Below are 18,321 nucleotides of genomic sequence, written 5' to 3' on the forward strand. Positions count from 1 at the left end.
CGAGATCGGGCCCCGGCCCGGTCAGCCGCGGTAGCCCGCCGGGTTGCGGCGCTGCCACCGCCAGGCGTCGGCCAGGATGTCGTCCAGCCCGCGCGTTGCCCGCCAACCCAGTTCGTCGTTCGCGCGGCTCGCGTCCGCCCAGCACTCGGCCAAATCCCCGGCGCGCCGGGGCGCGATGGCATAGGGCACGGTCGTGCCGGTCACCCGCTCGAAGGATTCGATGACTTCCAGCACCGAGTACCCGCGGCCGGTACCGAGATTCCAGGTGTACAGGCCGCGGGTGTCCGCGATCACGCGCAGGGCGTCCAGGTGCCCCGCCGCCAGATCCATGACGTGAATATAGTCGCGCACGCCGGTCCCGTCCGCCGTCGGATAGTCGTTGCCGTAAACGGATAGCGATTCGAGGCGACCGACCGCGACCTGAGTAATGAACGGCAGCAGATTGTTGGGCAGACCATTCGGATCCTCCCCGATCTTTCCACTCTCGTGCGCGCCGCCCGGGTTGAAATAGCGCAGCAGTGCCACGGACCACGCCGGATCGGCACGCTGCAGATCCTCGAGCAGCCACTCGATCATCAGCTTGGAACTGCCGTAGGGATTGGTCGGGCGGCCGGTCGGCGCCGACTCGGCCAGCGGCATCGTGCCCGACTCCGCATAAACGGTCGCCGAGGAGCTGAACACGAGCGTCTTCACGCCCGCGGCGTCCATGGCATTGCACAGGGACAGCGTTCCGCCCACGTTGTTCTCATAGTAGGCGACCGGCCGACTCGCGCTTTCACCGACCGCCTTGAGGCCGGCGAAATGAATCACGGCATCGACACCGTGGCCCGTCAGCGTGTCGCGCAGGCGGGCCGTATCCCGAATATCGCCTTCAACGAACGCCAGCGACCGCCCCGCCAGCGCCTCCACCCGCAGGAGCGACTCCCGGAACGCATTGGATAGATTGTCATACACCACGACCTCGTGACCCGCCTCGAGCAACACGAGAGCCGTATGCGAGCCGATGAAGCCGGCACCACCGGTGAGAAGAATCGTCATATGCATCCGTCCGGTCATCCGGAGATATCGTTCGTTGGTCCGTGGCCGAGGCTCGGCATTCTAAAGTGTCGTCAGCCGATCCTTTTCGCGGGCATGTCGCAACCGAATGTCGGCGCAACACCGTTCAAAGGCTTCGTCCACCTGCATCCGAGCCAAGAACCGTAATACTGAAAATCCGAAAAGCCCGTGCCCGAACTCGCCGCCGGGGATAGCGGAAATTCATCGCCCTAATCGCCGCGCAATGGCACGAGCGATGCCTCCAGCCGCAGAAGCAGATTGTCGCATGCCTCGCGTATACGGCTATCGATGGGTAACGCATCTGTCTCGCGAGTGGCGGCACGGTCGGGCGTCACGAATCGACAATAGCCGGGATGAAAGCGCAATCCAGCAAAATCGAAGATGTCCCGTGCGCTGGCTTTCGTTTCAGTCATGAGTCTGTTGTACGAAACCAAGCGGCACCGACTGTCTTGCTCCAGGGCCTGTTCGAAGAATAGAACGTTGCGCATATACCAGAACAATGCACAAGCGGATTCGTTATTGAGGTCGTCGTGGTAGCAGCCTTCGATAAATTCTCGAGTTTCAGCCGACATCCCACGGCCTCGCCAGCCATCGGTACCGCCCTCCTCGACGATGATACGCATCGTCGAGGGCATGCCCGTCCACTTGCGAACGTGGGAACGCACCGTGGCTTCATAGTCTCGATAGACCCATATCGCCTGTGCCGGCGCAAAACGCTGTATCAGCCGGCCGACGTCCTGCGACTCACACAACGCTTTGAATACGACCTTCGGCGCCGGTGAACGCCGTGCCAGGCTTTCAATGACGTCATCGCTCCGCAACTCATAGTTGTCAAAAGCACGCGGATCGCGCTCGTGGAATACCTCCGTCTGTGCAGAGCGTTCGAGCAGATCCATGACCATGTTGGTGCCCGAACGCTGTGCGCCCGCGACGAAAAGATTCAGCTTCGGCGCATCGCCATTGAACGGGCGGACTAAGCGCTGGCGAATTCGCTTGATACGCGGTCGTGACAGGTGCTCTAGACGCGTCGTAAAGCTCGAGATTTTGGTTGCGATCGTCATGTACTTCCATATGTTGAACGCTAGGGAATCCACCGCATAGCCAGGCGCAAAGACGGAACAATTCCACCAATCGGCACTAATGACAGAATTTTTCGAAGTCGAACCCTATTGCAACTCGGTACGTCATGCCACCAGGGCCGCACTCATCGGATAGCGAGGCCGTCGGGTAGCTCGACGGCTACAGGACACATGCGTATCGAACGCAGCGTGCCCAAGGCTACTCACCACGAACGTCTCGGTCTTCAGCTTGTCGTGAATCACCCGGGCCGTCGAAATCCGAAATCGTAAACAACACTTCTATATCAGTGTTTTTGGTGTAATCCGCGAGATGACGAATGAGGACATCGGCGAATACCGCGACTCCGAGCATCTCCAGGCATTCCTCGACGACGGTCCCCATTTGATAGTAGACGCTGTGCACATCGAATAGATATTGGGTTCTGGCATTGAAAATTTCGACGACCAAAGCGCCGCCGACGAAAATGGCCCCGGCCAGCATCAGGCCGCCCGCGACCCGGCGCGGCAACCGCAGCAAGAACGGTATGTAGAACAACGCAACGATGAGCGTGAATACCACGCCCGCGGCCACCCAGTCGAAATGAAAGAACCCATTCAGTTCGCCCACCGCCGGCTTGATCTGGGCGCCCAGAAAGGAGCCGACGACTTCGTGTATCCGCGCGACTTCGTCCACGGACATCAAGGCGAAGACCCATGCGAGGAGGCGCCAGTGGAACGCGTTTGCATCCCCGCGTTGGCGACTGTAATGCCCGTGCAGCGCAAGCAAACCCGCACAAAGCAGTAATGTGAATGCGGCATACCAGGTCGGCACGCTCGAGTCGCCGTTCAGATCCACCAACGCATACAGCCCGTAGACGCCATCCGGACGATACAGCATCTTTGCGGCGACGATCCCGGCCCCCATCACCGTGAGGCAGAGCGTGGCCAGATACATCAATCGCGGCAACGTCCGCAGATCGAAACGCAGAGGCGGCCGGCTTGTTCGAGCCGACGCCCTCGCCATACGGTTCGACCTGGTCATCGCTCACTCCCGTTTGATGGTGACCGGATGTGCCAGTCGATGCACCGCAGGTTTCATCGCACCTGCCCCAGGCCTGATGGGTCAGAAAACGGCCAATCCGTATATGCACACCACACCAAGCAGCCAGACCAACGCCACCAGCAGCGCGAGTTTCCGTGTCGAGCCCGAGGTCGTCCGCCACACCAGATCGCCGCCAAGGACGATCAGAGACGTGTAAACAAGGACGGCGAAGAGCGGCCAGCTCAAGTGCCCGTCGTGCCAGAACCAATCCATCATGATCACCCAATCGCCTTCGCAGCCAGGATCGTTTCGCCGGCGCGTACGTGGCTACCGAGTTCACGCGTACAGACATATTCCTCCGGCACTTCAAGCACGACGGTGCTGCCCAGAAGAATCCGCCCCACGCGCTGTCCGCGCCGGATCTGGTCACCGGACTGGACCCAGGTCTCGATCCGCCGCGCGGCCACGCTGGTGATCAACCGGATCGCGACGGGGCCGATGTCGGTCTCCAAGGCGATACGGGTCTGGACCGGGCAATACTTGTCTCGCAGAAACGCGAAATCTCGCCCCTCTCCATCCATATGCGCATCGCCACTCGGCGTCACGTCCGTCACGCGTCCGTCCAGCGGACTGCGCTGCACGTGCATGTCCCAGAAAGACAGCGCGATCACGATATAACGCACACCGGCGCGCGCATCGTAACTGGTGACCAGGCCGTCCGCCGGCGCGATTATGCCGCTCTCTTCGGGCAGCATCCGTGGCGGATCGCGGTAGAAAAAACGCAGGTAACCGGGATGGAAACGTGTCGTTTCCAGCCATTCCCGAATCTGTAGCTCGGGCCAACGCTGCCGCGACGGTAGCAATGGGCGCACCAGAGGCGATGGATAAGGCAGGTGGCGCAACCACTGCGTGAGCGCCAAAGCCAACGCGCCGAGCACCAGGATCTGAATCAATAAAATCAAATGCCCACAATCTCCAATTCAAATCGGCCGCCAGTCATGCCCCGGGCACTGGCTCCATTCCACAACGGGCCCCGCATAGCGCACAGCTCTGCGGCAGGCACCGATGGCGCCTTCGCCGGCAGATTAGGCCGCCCGCCCTGGCGCGGAACACCGGGACGGCGTGACCGCATTGCTGCAACAGAAACGCTCGTTGCGAGCAGCAACAGCCGGATGCTCGATAATCCAGGACCGCGTGCCAGCACAGTCGCACCATGCCGTTCAGCGTCACGGCCTCACGAAACCTCTCGTTCCTACCTGCAGGCCACGAGCGTTTGCAGCGTTCAGCAGAAACACCCGGGGCCTCAAACGCCAGCATTATGCGCCGCTGGCATCAGATTGCCTACAACGGTTCAAGCCATCTCTGCCGAACCAAGGCCGGCGTCACGCCCTGTTCATCAGCGCTCGCATCGACGATCGCCCCGACAAGGCACGACTAAGCTCGACCTAATCGCGCATTGAGCCGGACCGACAGAAAATCACGGAGTTCGAACCAGACCGGATGCTTGGCGAGCCAGATTCCCAACAGCCACCCGAACGCCGCACCCGCCATACTGCCGAGCAGCGGCGACCAGAGATTATCACCGGATGGCGTATCGAGCAGATACACCAGGGCCGGAATGATCATTGTCGCGATCGTGACCGGGATCGTCGGTGCCAGGGCACGGAACAGGTCACGCCAGGTGATCCCCGAATATCGAACCAGGGCATTCGCCGTGTAGACGAATCCGAACAACGCCACCGGAACCTGGACCGCGGCGACCGCATTCAAGCTGTAGAACGCGGCAGCGATCATCGCGGCGACCCGAACCGATTGCAGGACAGTGATGCGGGTCGTTGCCACGCCGATTCGGCCCGTGGCGGTCAACAGCTCGCTATTGTGCGAAAGACTTGTATTGATCAGCCCCGCAATGGCAAGAAACTGCAGGATCGGAACGGTGGCATCCCACTGGTCGCCGAACATGATTCGCATCACGGGGAATGCCATGAGCGCCGAAAATGCGAAGAACGGCCAGCTTATACAGGTCACGAAGGTGATCGACTTGAGGAAAAGATCCCCGGGTCTCTCGTCGTCGCGATGCCGTTGCGAGAACGCGGAGAAGGCCACGCTGCCGATCGCCCCGATAATGTTCTCGCGGAACATGCGCACGAGCCCGTTGCCACGACTGAAGAGCCCGGCCTCGGCGAAACCGAGCATGCGGCCGATGATGAAATCCGGCGCACTCATGCCGACGCGGTTGACGATGCTGCCGAACGTCTTCTGAACGCCGAAACTGGCCACGGGTCGCCAGTGGGCCAGGCCCACACCACGGATTCGATAGTCGCGGCCCCAGCTCAGACAACCCAGAACGTTGACCACCATACCGGCCACCGAACCCCACGCAGGACTCATGTAGCCGTAACCGAGCCACGCCAAGGTCAACGTCACCGCGCTCTGGGCGAGCTGCGCGGTCGTGGCGATCCGGTAGCGGATGCCGAACTGCATCGAACGCATCAACAACGCGTTGATGGTCGAACCGAATGGCAACAGGAAAAAGTTGATGCTCATCACTTCCAGCACCAGCCGCAGCCCTTCCTCGTTAAAGAAAGAGGCGATCAACGGACTGCACAGGAAAAGAGCGACGCCCAAGGCCCAGGCGATCACGAAGGTGACGGTGAACGCCGATCGCGCCGTCGCGTCGTCAAGCTCGCGCACCTGAACCAGATACTCGGAGGTGCCGAAGTCGCGCAGCATCTGGACGATATTCACGAACGCGACGGCTACGGAATACACGCCAACCTGCGCGGGTGTGAGCAGGCGACTCAGCACCATGATGGTCGGCAACGAGATCAGCAGAGTCGTGTACTTCTGCGCGAACGAGAGCACGAGCGAGCGGCGAATGGAGGGCATCGCCCCACTCCCCTTTTCGGTACTGGCTTTTTTCATTCGGCGCGTCTTGTATCGGCAATGACGAACGTGCCACGCGGCACGCGCGAGCGCGGTATTCTACGAGGATATCGCAAGCAACGCGTGCCCCCGGCGCAGCCTGCGGCCAATCGAAGCGCCTTATAATACGCGATACCAAGGCCGCTGCCGCCGGCGGCTGACGACTCGGCCATCGATGATCACCGTACGCCGCTACGGACCCGTTCCACTAAAGCGCCCGTTGCTGACGCGCAACAGGAGCCAGAGCAATGGTTACAGGAAGGCAGAACGGATCCGCCGTTGACGGGGCGCAACACGACACGCCCGGCATTGCGGTCATTATCGCCACCTACAACCGATCTCATCTCATTGGCGAGACGCTCGACAGCGTACTCGCCCAGACCCGACCCGCCGACGAACTGATCGTGGTCAATGACGGCTCCACCGACGATACGGCCGCCGTGCTGCGTCGTTACGGCGACCGCATCCGCGTCATAACCCAGCGCAACGGCGGCAAATCGTCCGCATTGAACTGCGCCATTCCCCAAAGCCGGAGTCACAACGTCTGCATCTTCGACGATGACGACATCATGTTGGCGAATAATCTGGCGACTCACATGGAGGTACTGGACGCACATCCCGAGGTCGACTTCACCTACTGTCTGCATCACGTATTCGACGATACGACGTCCCCGGACGCCGTCGACAGGACACCGGTCAAGACGCTTCCGGACGTATCCGCGCCCCGTTTCTTCAACTGGATAATGGAATCGCCCTTCCTGCCGACGCCGATGCAGGGCATGTTGATCCGCCGCGCCTGTCTTGAACGAACCGGCCTGTTCGACGTCGAGCTCACCCGCAGTCAGGATCGGGACATGGTGATGCGTCTGGCACGTCGTTTCCGGCCCCGCCGCATCCCGCACGCGCTCTGGGCGCTTCGTGAACATTCGGGCCGGCGTGGACCAGGCTTCGATAGCCACAACGCCGACGAACGCTACGCCGCATGGACTGCGCACAAGCAACATGTGTTCACGAAACTCAGAGCAAGTGTCGACATCGCCGAATATGTGCCTACGGATATTGCCGCCACCCTGGTCACGGAGCCCCGGGCAATCGAGCGCTACGGCTATCTGCAGCGCGGTGTCATCATGGCAATCCACGGCCTGCATCAACTCGCGCTGGCGGATCTCGATACATATCTGCGTCTACGCGATGACGATCAGCGTGCGACCAGCGGGGCGGAACAGATGCTCATCTCGAAACTCACCTATCTGCAAGCGCCCGATCTCGCACTACCGACGGTCTATTATCGGGCGGTCGGGCATCGATGCCGCAGACACCCGGCCATCGCGCCGCCGCTGCTGCGCGGCCTGTACTGGAGCGCTCGCCGTGACCTCTGGCGCAGGCGGGATCCACACAGCCTTCGCATGTCCCTACAGCGCCTGGCGTTCCTCGCCCTGGGCGCCTGTCATCAGAAATAGCACAAGCGCGCACTCATGAAGCCGACTCAACGACCCGTCATGCCTTCCGAACCGACGGTGGCGGTGCTCATCGCCACCTATAACCGAGCCGATTATCTGGAGCAGGCTCTTACTAGCCTCTGCAACCAGACACGCCTGCCCGATGACATCCTCGTGGTAAGCGACGGCGCCACCGACAATACCGCCGAGATCGTGCACTCCTTCGGCGATCGCGTTCGTCTGCTGGCGCAGGCCAACGGCGGCAAGGCGAGCGCGCTCAACCGCGGTCTCGAAGACATTCACTGCGATTACGTGCTGATATTCGACGACGACGACATCGCCCTGCCCGAGGCGCTGGAGCAACACCTGTCTTTTCTCCGGGCCCATCCGGAATGCGATTTCACCTACAGCCCGAAATACGTGTTCAGTGGTGAGTTCTCGATGCGCGCCATCGATTCACAGCCCGTACCTGAACTACCGGATATTCCATCGGATGAGTTCTTCATCCGCACGATGGAATCGATGCACACGATGCTGCAGGGCATGCTCATTCCCAAGGCGTGCCTGACGGCCGTCGGACCGTTCGACGAAAGTCTGCGCCGCTCCCAGGATCACGACATGATTCTCCGGCTTGCACACCAGTATCGGGCAGGACACTTGAAGCAGCCGACTTTTGCGCTTCGAATCCACGCCGGCGAGCGTGGCGCCGGAGCCGATCGACATGACGAATCCGAACGTGCTTTGGTCTGGGCGCGCTACCGCCGACAGATATTTTCCCGGCTTTACGACGAACTAACGCTCGGCGACTACTTGCCGCTACAACAAGCCGGGAGACAGCTGACACCCCTGCTCCATCGACAGGCCACGCTCCAGAGAGGCCTGATCATGGCTTCCAACAATCTATACCAGGAAGCGCTGAATGATTTCCTGATGTGGAATGCGCTGCGTGGGAGCCGGCCGCTTACGGTGCGCGAGAGAGAACTCATCGCGCGCATGACCCAGATCGAGGATATGACGCTTCCCAAGCCATCGACGTTCTTCTACAGACTCGGCGGCGGCACGGGATTTGACCGCGCCGCGCTGACAGCCATGGTCCGAGGCCTCTACTGGACCGCACATCGCGAATGGCACGCAGGCGAGATGATCAATGTGGCTCGTATCATCCAGCGATTGAGCCTCCTGATCGCGGGTATGCCGGTCGGCGCAGTCCAGCGCGCCTCTACCAAGAGACGGAATAGTCGGTGATCTATATCACCGATCTTGCAAATAGAATTCGGTCTGAACCACGCCGCCGGTTTTCACAACTTCGCGAAAGGCATTTCGGGCACCATGCGGCCGCGCCCTGCCTTTTGCTCATCCGACGGCCGAGGCCAAGCCGGGCCCCGTGTCGTTCGGTTTCCGGGCCCGATCCGTCGCGGCCACCGCTCAAAAGCCGAACAGCTTTCGCGTATAGGGCAGATAGCGAAGCGTGAACGGCGGTTTCAGGCTGCGCAGATGATAACGCCATGCCGCTGCGAAACGCCTCTGGCAACGACTCCGTTCCGCCATTACGTGAAGATGGTTTCGGTACTTGGCTTCCAGGGACGCACGAAGATCACTGGGCAGCCGTGCTTCACGCCGCAACTCTTCGAGCAGTCTTGTCTCTCCAGGATCGTGCGTATCGCGTTTCGATAACGAGCCCTCGGTATCGTTGTAGAGCGTCACGCTCTTGTCGTGAAACGTCACCCTGTAGCCTTCCAACATCAGCCGATACGCAATATACGTCCACTCGTGGTGATCGCGATCGACATCCAGCACGTCGCCGTTCACCGTCGCGGCTCGAAAGATCGTATTGCCGGGCGATAGCCAGTTCTCTTCGACCAGACTGCGCAATGGATCGGCAGTATGTGCCGCCCACTGTTCCACCCACGGGGCACCGCCCGAGGCAGACCGCCGCTCTCCATTCAGGACGAGCAGATCCCAGTCGCGCGATGCCGCATGCTCCGTCAGTACCGGACCGACGCCGTCGGCCAGCAATTCATCATCGTCATCCAGATACATGAAGAACTCGCTCTCGACGAGCCTTCGGCCCTGAACGACCGCGGCACCCGCCGAGGCGCGCGACATGTAATGGAAGACGCTGCCGTCGCGGCGTCGAAGCCTATCGACGAGATCGGGATCATAGCGCCGCCCGTTGACTACGATGATCGGATAAGCGGCTACGCTCTCGAGGTTGTCGATGGTATCCAGGGCCCGCAGCAATGCATCCGCGCGATGCGCATCGGCCATCGTCCGCACGATCACGGCCAGCTCAGGGCCTTCGTGACGAGGACTCTGTGCGCCCTCGATACCCGACTCGCTCACGGCTTGTTCGGCTCCGTCGGCACCACCCCGAACTGTGGGTTCGAACCGTAATCGATGGGCAGGGTACGACCCATGAATCGGCGCCAGGCCTGTTCCGCACCGGGCCGATCCGCGCGCGCCGAAGCGGCAAGGCCGGGCTGAAAGTTGGCGACGAAACCAGTCGCCGACTTCGGATAGCCGACCATCGTACGCGGCGGAAAATTGAACCGCTTCTTGCCCTTGCTTTGTGTCAGGGCACGATTGAGCGCCTGCGGCTCGCATCCCGCATCCGCCAGATCGGGAAACGAGTTCCGATAGACTTCGGCGAAACTGGTGTAGTAAGGCGACTTGCGCTTGTCGCGTAGACGAACGTGGTAAGACGACGCCAGCTCCCAGCAGAAACCCGGTGCCGTCATCAGCCCGATCTGGAACTGACTGACCCAGTCGCGCAGCGCCTCGGCGCCGTCGAATCCCAAGTCAGCCATATTGCCCGCGGACCACGCGAAGAAGGAATGCTGCCACGTAGCGTAGCCCGTCCGCTGCTGGCCGCCGCTCGGGTAGATCACCGAATGGTAGCTCGCCACAGCGCCCAGCTTGTTCGCTTTCGGATTATGCGTGTACTTCTCGTTGTACCAGTCGATATTGCGGCGCACGACGTCGTTGAAATATGCCTTGTGCGAGGCCTCGTCCGGCAACAGATAGGCGGCATAGGCCAGCGAACGCAGCATCCAAGCCTGCCCCCTGAGCTGGGTGTTGTGCACCAGCCCGTCGGCATAGTCGCGGTACTTCGGGTTCTGCCACAACAACGCCCAGTTGGCCCAGAACCGCATCTCGCTCTCGTAGAACCAATCGCCGGTGGCGAGATAGGCCATATACGTCGGCGCGGGGTGGTGCGCTGCGTCCGCGTTCAGCGGGCTCTTGCAGGCCGCCTTGCCTTCGCCGCCGCAACTGGGTAAACGATCATCGCCATGCGGTTCCACCGGACAGTCGGCGGTACGAGCCGGCCAAAGCGTTGTCGCGCAGGGGTGGGCTTTCAGTGACAGGGCGTTTCCGGTTTTCTTGTCACGATAGTGAACGCCGTATGCGCCCATCGCATCGCTGTTGGCCAGCATCCAGCGAAAGACACGATGGCCCGTGTCGATCGCGTAGGCACTGCTCCATCGCGGCAACGGGCCGATCTGCGGTTGCGCCCCCGTCGTCTGCATCTGCTTGTAGATGTCGCAGGCGCGCATGGGCGGGCAATCCTGCCTGACATCGGCGAGCATCTTTTTCGACAGTTCGAACTCACCGTACGAGGGCACGGCGGGGGTCGACTGGAGATACGCGGGCTCCTGAGCTGCATGGAACGGCGCACGATCGCTGGCGCCCCACCACCGGACCTCGTGCCAGCGTGCCTGTCGATAGTGCCTCACGTCTTCGTGAACGGTCGGCGCCTGGCCGGGCACATCGATACGGGCATCGTAGTCGTAGTTGCGCACGCCGTCGACGTACGCCCAGGCGTTTTCGGTGACCACATCAACGCGGACCCGCCGTACCGGCGTCGGACCATAGGCGCGTATGGCGAAATAGCTCGCCAGGTGCGGGTGCGCCTCTCCATCGGGGCCCGACACCGGTTCGCCGACGATCCATTCGGAGACCAGCGGGCCGGAAAGCCGCCGCCGGCAGAAGAAATCGACGCCGTCGCAGCCGCCGGCTTCGTGCACGCGCTGCACGAGATCCCGCGCCGAGGCACTCCACGTCTGACCCGAGCGATCGAGACTTAACCGGGCGTCGAACTCGGTTGCCGCGACATCGTTCAGCCCCACGGCCTTGGGATCATCCCCGCTGCTCCCGTCTTCCGTCTTGACCAGGGCGATCGGTGCACCGTCGGCATCACAGGGGGCGCGAACGGTCACGACAGCGTGCCGGATCGAGCCGTCGTCGTTCGTCGCACGGGCGTCAACCTGAGTAGGGAGCGCGCGGCCCTCGTACTTGGCCACGAGCATGGCTTCACCGGGCAGATCGCCGGGACGAAACACCTGTCCAAACGTTACGGGGGCGGTGTCGCAGTCCTGCCCGGTCAGTTTCTCGAGATGTATCCACGTAATCGTGCCGGGCGGCGCATCGGCCGGCGCTGCGAAAGCCGCTTGTGCTCGTGCCGGCGCCACGCTCCCCGCACAAGCTCCCAGCAGGACCACGGCGAAGGCGAGTACAGCAACGCGCGTCACGGTATTCAGGCCCGACGGTAGACGCCGCCACGTCACGGAAGTTCTTATCATCGTTCTGTCCCCGTCAGTTCGTCCAGCAATCGGGCCAGTTTCATGGCGCCGGCCTTGCGCGTGTAGCCGCTCAGGGCTTCGACATCGATCGCGGGCATGTCGTCACCGTCCAGCCGAATCATGAAATCGCGGAGTACGGCTGCGATCTTGTCCACGTCGTCGATGGGCGCACGCAGCGCCCCGCCGGTGGTGCGCAGAAGCTCAGCCGTATCGCTGTCAGTCGGCGTCAGCGCAATGACGGGGCGCCCGATCCGGAGGTATTCGAATACCTTGGCCGGAATCTGCGCGTTGAACTCGCCGCCCTGAAACAGGAGCAGGCCGTGTGCGCCGGCTTGTTCCGCTAGCGCTTCCCTGTAGCCCACCGGGGGCGCCAGCGTGACGATATCGTCGATCCCGAGGCGAGTCAGTTCCTCGGCGTACGCCGCTTCGTGACCACTGGCTCTCAGGACGACTTCCAGCGTGTCCGGCGTTATGACCGAGGCTTCGCGAAGCCGTGCGAGGGCTTCGAAAAAAGGCACCGGGTTTCGACCTTCACGATACAGCAGGCCACTGTGGACCAGCCTCACCGGGCCGCCGGCTCCACGGCTCGGAGAGGGAACGGTTGCCACCGTTTCCCCTTCGAATCCATTGGGAATGACATGCATTCGGCTCGCCGCATCCGGAAACCGCTCCGCGTAGCGCGAGCGCGCCCCCGGCGTCGTGAATACGATCCGATCCGCACGCTCGATCGTCCAGCGTTCCATGGCACGCGTGGCGCGCTTCTGCGCGGATGTTCCAGCCGGCACCACCGGGTCACGAAAATCGGCGATCCACGGCAAACCGGACAATCGAGCCAGAGAAGCGCCGACGAGATGGGTCGTCGAGATGGGATAGGTCGACCAGAGCGCGTCGATGCGTTGTCGGCGAATCAATCGCAGACCTGCCCGCAGCGCGCTCGGGTACCACGATATCCAGCGATCCGGAATGGCGGTCGCCGAAAGATAGCGCCCGCGCCAGCCCAAATGCCGACGCGCGTCCAACGCCTGGCTGCGCTCGACGTGGACATCGGCGGGTATGTCTTCCAGTCCCTGCGTATCGAGCCGCTCGTAAACCCGGGGATGGGGGGCGAGAACCCACGGGTTCCAGTGGCATCCGCGCAGATGCCGGGCGAAGGCGAGCGTGCGCAGACGACCCGTGGACGACGCATCCGGCGGAAAATGGAACGCGATCAGCAGAACCCTTCGATCGCCCCCGTTGGGGGCCGCGGCATCATCGTGTTCGTCACTCACGAGCGAGGTTCCTCATCCGGATCAGTACCACGGCAGATCCTGCTGACCGCCACCCTGCGTGTCCGGGCGCAGCGGTCGTCCGATCGCCGGCCTTCGCCGACCCACGGGGTGACGATGGGTCGCCGCCGCCGAGGGACTCTCCGCCACGGTCCGCTGCTCGCCGCCCGCTTCGGCACGCAGCAACAGCATATGGAGTACGGTCGTCATCGCCAGGATCTGATAGAACAGATCGAAATACGGCATCGGCAAAAGTGATCCCGCCGCCGCATACGCGACGAGGCTCACCTGCATCATGCTCGCCAGATCCGCCATCCAGGCGGTATCGGGACCCGCCCGCGCCTTGCGCCGAATGCGGGCGAGCCCGAACCAGCCCCCCGCGAGCATGGCGACGAACAACGCCAACCCCACGAAGCCGGCTTCGCCGAGCACCTGGAAGAAAATGCTGTGGATCGCACGATGCACCGCATCCGGCGGCCCGTGCGTGTCCCACATGGCGTCGCTGGACCAGACCCGCATCCCGCCGCCGAGCAGCGGATCGTCCAGTGCGACATTCACGGCGAATGTCCATGAATTGATACGCCCCTGAGCGGATTTGTCCTGCTGGTACTCGTCGATCGTGTTCATGCGGCTGTACCACTCCTGCGGCATGAACGACGCGACCAGCACAGCCATGATCGGAATGACCAGGAAAAGCGAGGCCCGACGCGGGCTCTTGTAGATCAGCATCAGCACCGTGATGCCCAGCGCCAGCAGACCGCCACGCGAATAAGTACCGACGATGGCGACGGCGGTCAGACCCATGAGCCCCCAGAGTCCGAGCCGAACCCACTTGCGATGATCCTGCAACTGCAGATAGCGCATGAGCGGCAGGCACATGCACATCACGAGCGCGAAACCGTTGGTGTCACGGTAGAAGCTCTTGATCGGCCCCATGACGTTGTACCCGCCACCGGTGATCAGCGTGAAGAAGCCGCCCTTGAACCCCCAGAAGCCGAACGAGAGCACGATGGTCCACAGCACCCAGTGCAGGCGTTGCTTGTCGGTCACCAGGATCGCCGTGAAATAGACCATCAGCATGATCTTGAAGAAGCGCACCCACTCGATCTCGGCCTGGTCAGGCACGACCGCATCCAGTGTCGACAACCCGGTCCAGAGCAGAAACAGCGTCATCAGAATCATCAACGGCGTCATGCGCAGCGCCTGGCGCTGCTGCGAATGGGCCATCGTGCTGACCATGGTGACCACGGCGACGATCATCACCCAGGGAAAGGCGGTGGCGAAGCCGTAGGCGATGCGGTGCGGATTCATGTAACTGAACAGAATCCACAGCATCAGACCGATCACCGGCCGCATGAACGCCATGGGCACGGTGGCGGCAACGAACATCAGCAGCGCGAGCGCACGCATCAGTCGGCCCCGGTCGCGGCCATGTAGCGCATGACGGCATCCATGTAGAACTTGGCGGCCCAGTTCGGATAGCGATGGCGCATGTACTCGCCCCGCATCGGCGCCGATCCCGCGATGGCGCCGCGCCGCGCGCCGCAGGCATGCTCCAGCGACTGACGACTCTGGTCGAAGGCGATGCAGCCACGGGCATGCTCGAGCCAGTCGGGCTCGTCCGCCGACGCACCCAGTTCCACCAGACGCAGCCAGACGATCGCCATCTGGACATTGCCGGTCAGGCAGGACCAGCGAGCGGCCGAACGCCAGTCGGCATCGAGTCGGCCGGGCAGCGCGCCGTCGCGCCGCTGACCTGCGGCGACCGCAGCCGCGACCGTACGCGCCCGATCGACGTAGGCCTCGACCCCGGCGATCGCCCCGACTTCCAGAACACCGCGTGTGGCATAGGCGATGGTATGGGTCAGCGGGCGATCGTTGTGCTCGAGATCGTTGTGTGCGAACCAACCGTTGGGCTGCTGCTGCGTCAACGCCCAGTCGACGTTCGCGCAGGCGGCGTCGATGTAACGCGGCTCACCGAGCGTGCGCCCGGCCAGCGCCAGGCCGTAGGCCACGCGCGTGTTATAGACGTTGACGCCCGCATGGGAGAACGGCGATCCGAACCGCCGCCACGCACCGTCGTCGTCCTGGGCGGCGACGAGCCAGTCGCTGGCGGCACGCAGCGATTCGGCGAATCGCGCCTCGCCCGTCTGCTCGTAGGCGGCCGCCCAGCCGAACAGCACCTGCCCGGTATTGAAGATCGTGGGCACGACCTTGGGCGCGTCCATGTTCCCTGCACGCACGCCGCCATCGGCCAGCTGGATCTCCGATTCCCACACCGCCATGCGAGTCGCACGTTCGGCGAATTCCGCCCGGCCGGTGAGATGAGCGTAATCGTAGAGCGTCGGGATGATGTAGCCCGTGGTTTCCGGATACGACGCCGCCCACTGCTTTTTTAGCACGTCATAGTAGGCCGCCACGCCGTCGTCAGGCGTCGCATCCTGCGCTCGCGCCAGCCATTCCGCGGCCGCGTCCAGCCCCGGCCGCAACGACGCCAGCACCGGGCGGCCACCGCCCATCCGTCGGATCAAACCGGATACAAGACCCATCAACGATCACTCCGCAATAGTCGCTTCAAGCGTACCCGAACACGCGAGGCCAGCCGAGCGAGTTCCGGCCCCGGATCGTCGATGCGCCACAGGGCATCCACACTGCGCGCACCCTCGATCGTCCGGGTTTCCTCGGCCGGCGTACGCTCGGCCGACTGGGTGTCCGACATCCGCTCGCGCCAGATTCGCCCCGCCGCACTGCCGCCGCCCGGCGGCGAGGCCAGACCACAGGCGCTCCGATAGGCGGCGAGCGGCAGATTCACGCCGTTGAGCGTGGCCACCTCCTCCTGGAAATCCGTGCGTCCCACCGTCGGCTCCACGACCACATATCGGCCGCTGCGCGGATCTCGCTTGTACTCCATGCTCGCCAGCCCATGCACACCGGCCTGCCGGAAGAACGCGGTGGTCGATTCGATGATTTCGACCGCCTCCGGCGCCGGCCCGCAACTGGCCGTGCCCCCCACCCGCGGCGGCCAGGAACGGATCTTGCGCCCGACGAAGCTCGTCGGCGCCGCCCCATCGGCCGGCAGGTGTTGAAGACAGAAGTATAGATCCGAATCGGTCCCCTCGATCCACTCCTGAACGATCACATCGGGCAGCACCGGCAGTATGCGCTCGACCAGCTCACGGGCCGGGGCGTGCGTGTCGAAGCGATACGCCTTGCTGAAGGCCGCCTCGTAGCCCGCATCCCGTCGGGCGGGTTTGACGATCAGCGGCGGCGTCAGCGCGTCGAGTCCGCTCACATCCGCCGCGCTCTGGATTCTCAGCGTTCTGGGTATCGCCAGTCCCGCGGCCTCGGCGGCAGCGCGCACGCCATCCTTGTTCAACAGGGGCGCCAGCGTGTCGGGCGCCGACAGCGTCATTCGAAAACGCGTCGCCAGACGGGCGTAATACGCCATGACGTGGACGACGCTTTCCTCCATCGTCAGTATCAGCACCGGCCGGTCCGCCGCGCCGGCCGCCACACGCTCCAGCGTTGCGAGCAGCGCCTCGCCGCCACCGGCGGCGTCATAAAACACCTTGCGACCGTGACGGCTGCGCATCGCGGGCTCATCGCCATGCGTGCCGACGACGACGCTGGGTACGCCGGCGGCCGCCAGACTTCGCAGCACGCCCAGACCGTTCAAGCCGGCCCCGACGATCACCGCCGGCACGTTGTGGCTTGCCCTGCTCACGAGCGCGCCGTATCGCGACGATTCTCGCCCAGCAACGACTCGTACAACGGCGCGTAGCGCGCCGCGCTGGCGCGCCAGGTACGCTCCTGTTCGACGAACCGGCGCCCCGCGGCGCGGACGTCATCCAGCTGCGCCTCGGGTGCGGCAGCCAGCTGTGCCACGCATTCGGCCAGCGCCGCCGGAGATTCGGGCTCGAACAGGAATCCGGTCTCACGATCGCGGATCAGTTCCCGATGCCCGCCCACGTCGGAGGCGGCGACGAGACGCGCCTGCGCCATGGCCTCCAGCGGCTTGAGCGGGGTGACGAGCTCGGTGAGCCGATGCCGCAGCCGCGGGAAGACCAGCAGATCCATGAGCCCGTAATAGCGCTCGATTTGGTCGTGCGGGACGCGGCCCGTGAAGATCACGCGGTCCTCGAGACCCTGCGCCGACACGAGCGAGCGCAGTGCCGCCTCGTCCGGGCCGCCACCGACCAGAAGCAGCTTGAAGCGCCCGTCGCGCAGCGGCGGCTGCGCCATGGCCCGCACCGCGATATCGAGGCCCTCGTAGCGATAGAACGAACCGGCGAAACCGAGGACATAGTCGTCCGACAGACCCAGCGACGACGCCAGCTCGGCATCTTCGGGCAGGTGCGTGGTGAATCGCTCGACATCGACCGCGTTGGGAATCACGGTGATGCGATCCTCTGCCACGCCGCGCTCGGCGATCGCGCCGCGCAGCCCGTCACAGATCGTCGTGACCGCATCGGCGCGCCGCATGGCAAAGGTCTCGGCCGCTCGTGTCGCGCGATAGCGCGCATCGCCCTCGCGGCAGCTGCCATGTTCCACCGCGGCGTCCTCCCAGAACGCACGGATCTCGTAGACCAGCGGCAGGCCGTGACGCCGCGCCACGCGCCAGGCCGGCAGTGCGTTGAGCACCGGCGAATGGGCGTGGATGAGCGCGGGCCGGGTGGTTTCGACCAGCCGCTCCAGCCGGCGCTCGATGGCGCGCATGACGGCCAGCTCCCCTGCGATCGGTGCCTGCGCGAGGCGGCCACGCGGCGACGGCGTTCGATGGAAATGCCAACCATCGGCATCCGCCTCCAGACAATCGCCGCTGTCCTGCTTGGGACCGGTCATGAGCACCGGCTCCCATCCCAGCGCGACCTGCTCGCGCATCAGCGCCAGCGTGCGAAAGGTGTAACCGCTGTGCAGCGGCGCGGAATGATCGAGTACGTGCACTATCCGCATGCG

At 63.4% G+C, this 18,321-nt stretch carries 15 protein-coding genes; 2 read left to right on the forward strand and 13 right to left on the reverse strand.

Annotated elements, in window-relative coordinates; all coding sequences use genetic code 11:
* Positions 1–21: 21 nt before the first annotated feature.
* From galE to SAHL_RS04020, 6 genes are all read right to left on the reverse strand, one after another.
* The gene (galE, locus tag SAHL_RS03995; protein ID WP_123590146.1) at positions 22–1,038 is read right to left on the reverse strand and encodes a UDP-glucose 4-epimerase GalE; all 1,017 of its coding nucleotides are present in this window, start codon (positions 1,036–1,038) and stop codon (positions 22–24) included.
* 227 nt (positions 1,039–1,265) lie between these two features.
* Entirely contained in the window at positions 1,266–2,117 is an 852-nt protein-coding gene (locus SAHL_RS04000; protein WP_123590110.1) for a sulfotransferase family protein, read from the reverse strand.
* A 217-nt stretch (positions 2,118–2,334) separates the two neighbouring features.
* Positions 2,335–3,156: a hypothetical protein gene (locus SAHL_RS04005; protein WP_148045472.1), complete on the reverse strand. Its 822-nt coding sequence runs from the start codon at positions 3,154–3,156 to the stop codon at positions 2,335–2,337.
* A gap of 81 nt (positions 3,157–3,237) precedes the next feature.
* Positions 3,238–3,429, reverse strand: coding sequence for a hypothetical protein (locus SAHL_RS04010; protein ID WP_184947318.1), 192 nt, complete (start codon positions 3,427–3,429; stop codon positions 3,238–3,240).
* Between the two features lie 5 nt (positions 3,430–3,434).
* The gene (locus SAHL_RS04015) at positions 3,435–4,118 is read right to left on the reverse strand and encodes a phosphatidylserine decarboxylase (protein ID WP_123590113.1); all 684 of its coding nucleotides are present in this window, start codon (positions 4,116–4,118) and stop codon (positions 3,435–3,437) included.
* Positions 4,119–4,590: 472 nt separating this feature from the next.
* On the reverse strand, positions 4,591–6,081 hold the full coding sequence (locus SAHL_RS04020) for a lipopolysaccharide biosynthesis protein (RefSeq protein ID WP_123590114.1): 1,491 nt from the start codon (positions 6,079–6,081) through the stop codon (positions 4,591–4,593).
* A gap of 248 nt (positions 6,082–6,329) precedes the next feature.
* Here SAHL_RS04020 and SAHL_RS04025 point away from each other — a divergent pair, with 248 nt between their 5' ends.
* Both SAHL_RS04025 and SAHL_RS04030 read left to right on the forward strand, forming a co-directional pair.
* Entirely contained in the window at positions 6,330–7,541 is a 1,212-nt protein-coding gene (locus SAHL_RS04025; RefSeq protein ID WP_123590115.1) for a glycosyltransferase family 2 protein, read from the forward strand.
* 39 nt (positions 7,542–7,580) lie between these two features.
* Entirely contained in the window at positions 7,581–8,765 is a 1,185-nt protein-coding gene (locus tag SAHL_RS04030) for a glycosyltransferase family 2 protein (RefSeq protein WP_184947321.1), read from the forward strand.
* Between the two features lie 180 nt (positions 8,766–8,945).
* Here the strand turns inward: SAHL_RS04030 and SAHL_RS04035 are convergent, their stop codons facing one another.
* Genes SAHL_RS04035 through SAHL_RS04065 form a run of 7 tightly spaced genes read right to left on the reverse strand, consistent with a single transcriptional unit; the run spans position 8,946 to position 18,318 of the window.
* Complete coding sequence (locus SAHL_RS04035) at positions 8,946–9,863, reverse strand: hypothetical protein (RefSeq protein WP_148045473.1); 918 nt, start codon at positions 9,861–9,863, stop codon at positions 8,946–8,948.
* Positions 9,860–12,100: a hypothetical protein gene (locus SAHL_RS04040; protein WP_148045474.1), complete on the reverse strand. Its 2,241-nt coding sequence runs from the start codon at positions 12,098–12,100 to the stop codon at positions 9,860–9,862. Before SAHL_RS04040 ends, SAHL_RS04035 begins: the two co-directional genes overlap by 4 nt.
* A complete protein-coding gene (locus SAHL_RS04045) occupies positions 12,097–13,368 on the reverse strand; it encodes a glycosyltransferase (protein WP_123590119.1) in 1,272 nt (423 codons plus the stop codon). Before SAHL_RS04045 ends, SAHL_RS04040 begins: the two co-directional genes overlap by 4 nt.
* A 21-nt stretch (positions 13,369–13,389) precedes the next feature.
* Positions 13,390–14,775: a putative O-glycosylation ligase, exosortase A system-associated gene (locus SAHL_RS04050; protein ID WP_123590120.1), complete on the reverse strand. Its 1,386-nt coding sequence runs from the start codon at positions 14,773–14,775 to the stop codon at positions 13,390–13,392.
* Positions 14,775–15,914, reverse strand: coding sequence for a prenyltransferase/squalene oxidase repeat-containing protein (locus tag SAHL_RS04055; protein WP_148045475.1), 1,140 nt, complete (start codon positions 15,912–15,914; stop codon positions 14,775–14,777). The genes SAHL_RS04050 and SAHL_RS04055 overlap by 1 nt, the downstream gene beginning before the upstream one ends.
* A complete protein-coding gene (locus tag SAHL_RS04060) occupies positions 15,914–17,089 on the reverse strand; it encodes a carboxylate--amine ligase (protein ID WP_123590122.1) in 1,176 nt (391 codons plus the stop codon). The genes SAHL_RS04055 and SAHL_RS04060 overlap by 1 nt, the downstream gene beginning before the upstream one ends.
* On the reverse strand, positions 17,086–18,318 hold the full coding sequence (locus SAHL_RS04065) for a TIGR04063 family PEP-CTERM/XrtA system glycosyltransferase (RefSeq protein WP_123590123.1): 1,233 nt from the start codon (positions 18,316–18,318) through the stop codon (positions 17,086–17,088). Before SAHL_RS04065 ends, SAHL_RS04060 begins: the two co-directional genes overlap by 4 nt.
* Positions 18,319–18,321: the final 3 nt, after the last annotated feature.

The sequence above is a fragment of the Salinisphaera orenii subsp. halophila YIM 95161 genome (assembly GCF_003732545.1).
Taxonomy (GTDB): Bacteria; Pseudomonadota; Gammaproteobacteria; order Nevskiales; family Salinisphaeraceae; genus Salinisphaera; species Salinisphaera orenii_A.

What these genes read in the sequence shown, in the direction of transcription:
- galE (WP_123590146.1), bottom strand. Translation starts at nt 1,038, where the DNA reads ATGACGATTCTTCTCACCGGTGGTGCCGGCTTCATCGGCTCGCATACG.
- SAHL_RS04000 (WP_123590110.1), bottom strand. Translation starts at nt 2,117, where the DNA reads ATGACGATCGCAACCAAAATCTCGAGCTTTACGACGCGTCTAGAGCAC.
- SAHL_RS04005 (WP_148045472.1), bottom strand. Translation starts at nt 3,156, where the DNA reads ATGACCAGGTCGAACCGTATGGCGAGGGCGTCGGCTCGAACAAGCCGG.
- SAHL_RS04010 (WP_184947318.1), bottom strand. Translation starts at nt 3,429, where the DNA reads ATGGATTGGTTCTGGCACGACGGGCACTTGAGCTGGCCGCTCTTCGCC.
- SAHL_RS04020 (WP_123590114.1), bottom strand. Translation starts at nt 6,081, where the DNA reads ATGAAAAAAGCCAGTACCGAAAAGGGGAGTGGGGCGATGCCCTCCATT.
- SAHL_RS04025 (WP_123590115.1), top strand. Translation starts at nt 6,330, where the DNA reads ATGGTTACAGGAAGGCAGAACGGATCCGCCGTTGACGGGGCGCAACAC.
- SAHL_RS04030 (WP_184947321.1), top strand. Translation starts at nt 7,581, where the DNA reads ATGCCTTCCGAACCGACGGTGGCGGTGCTCATCGCCACCTATAACCGA.
- SAHL_RS04040 (WP_148045474.1), bottom strand. Translation starts at nt 12,100, where the DNA reads ATGATAAGAACTTCCGTGACGTGGCGGCGTCTACCGTCGGGCCTGAAT.
- SAHL_RS04050 (WP_123590120.1), bottom strand. Translation starts at nt 14,775, where the DNA reads ATGCGTGCGCTCGCGCTGCTGATGTTCGTTGCCGCCACCGTGCCCATG.
- SAHL_RS04055 (WP_148045475.1), bottom strand. Translation starts at nt 15,914, where the DNA reads ATGGGTCTTGTATCCGGTTTGATCCGACGGATGGGCGGTGGCCGCCCG.
- SAHL_RS04065 (WP_123590123.1), bottom strand. Translation starts at nt 18,318, where the DNA reads ATGCGGATAGTGCACGTACTCGATCATTCCGCGCCGCTGCACAGCGGT.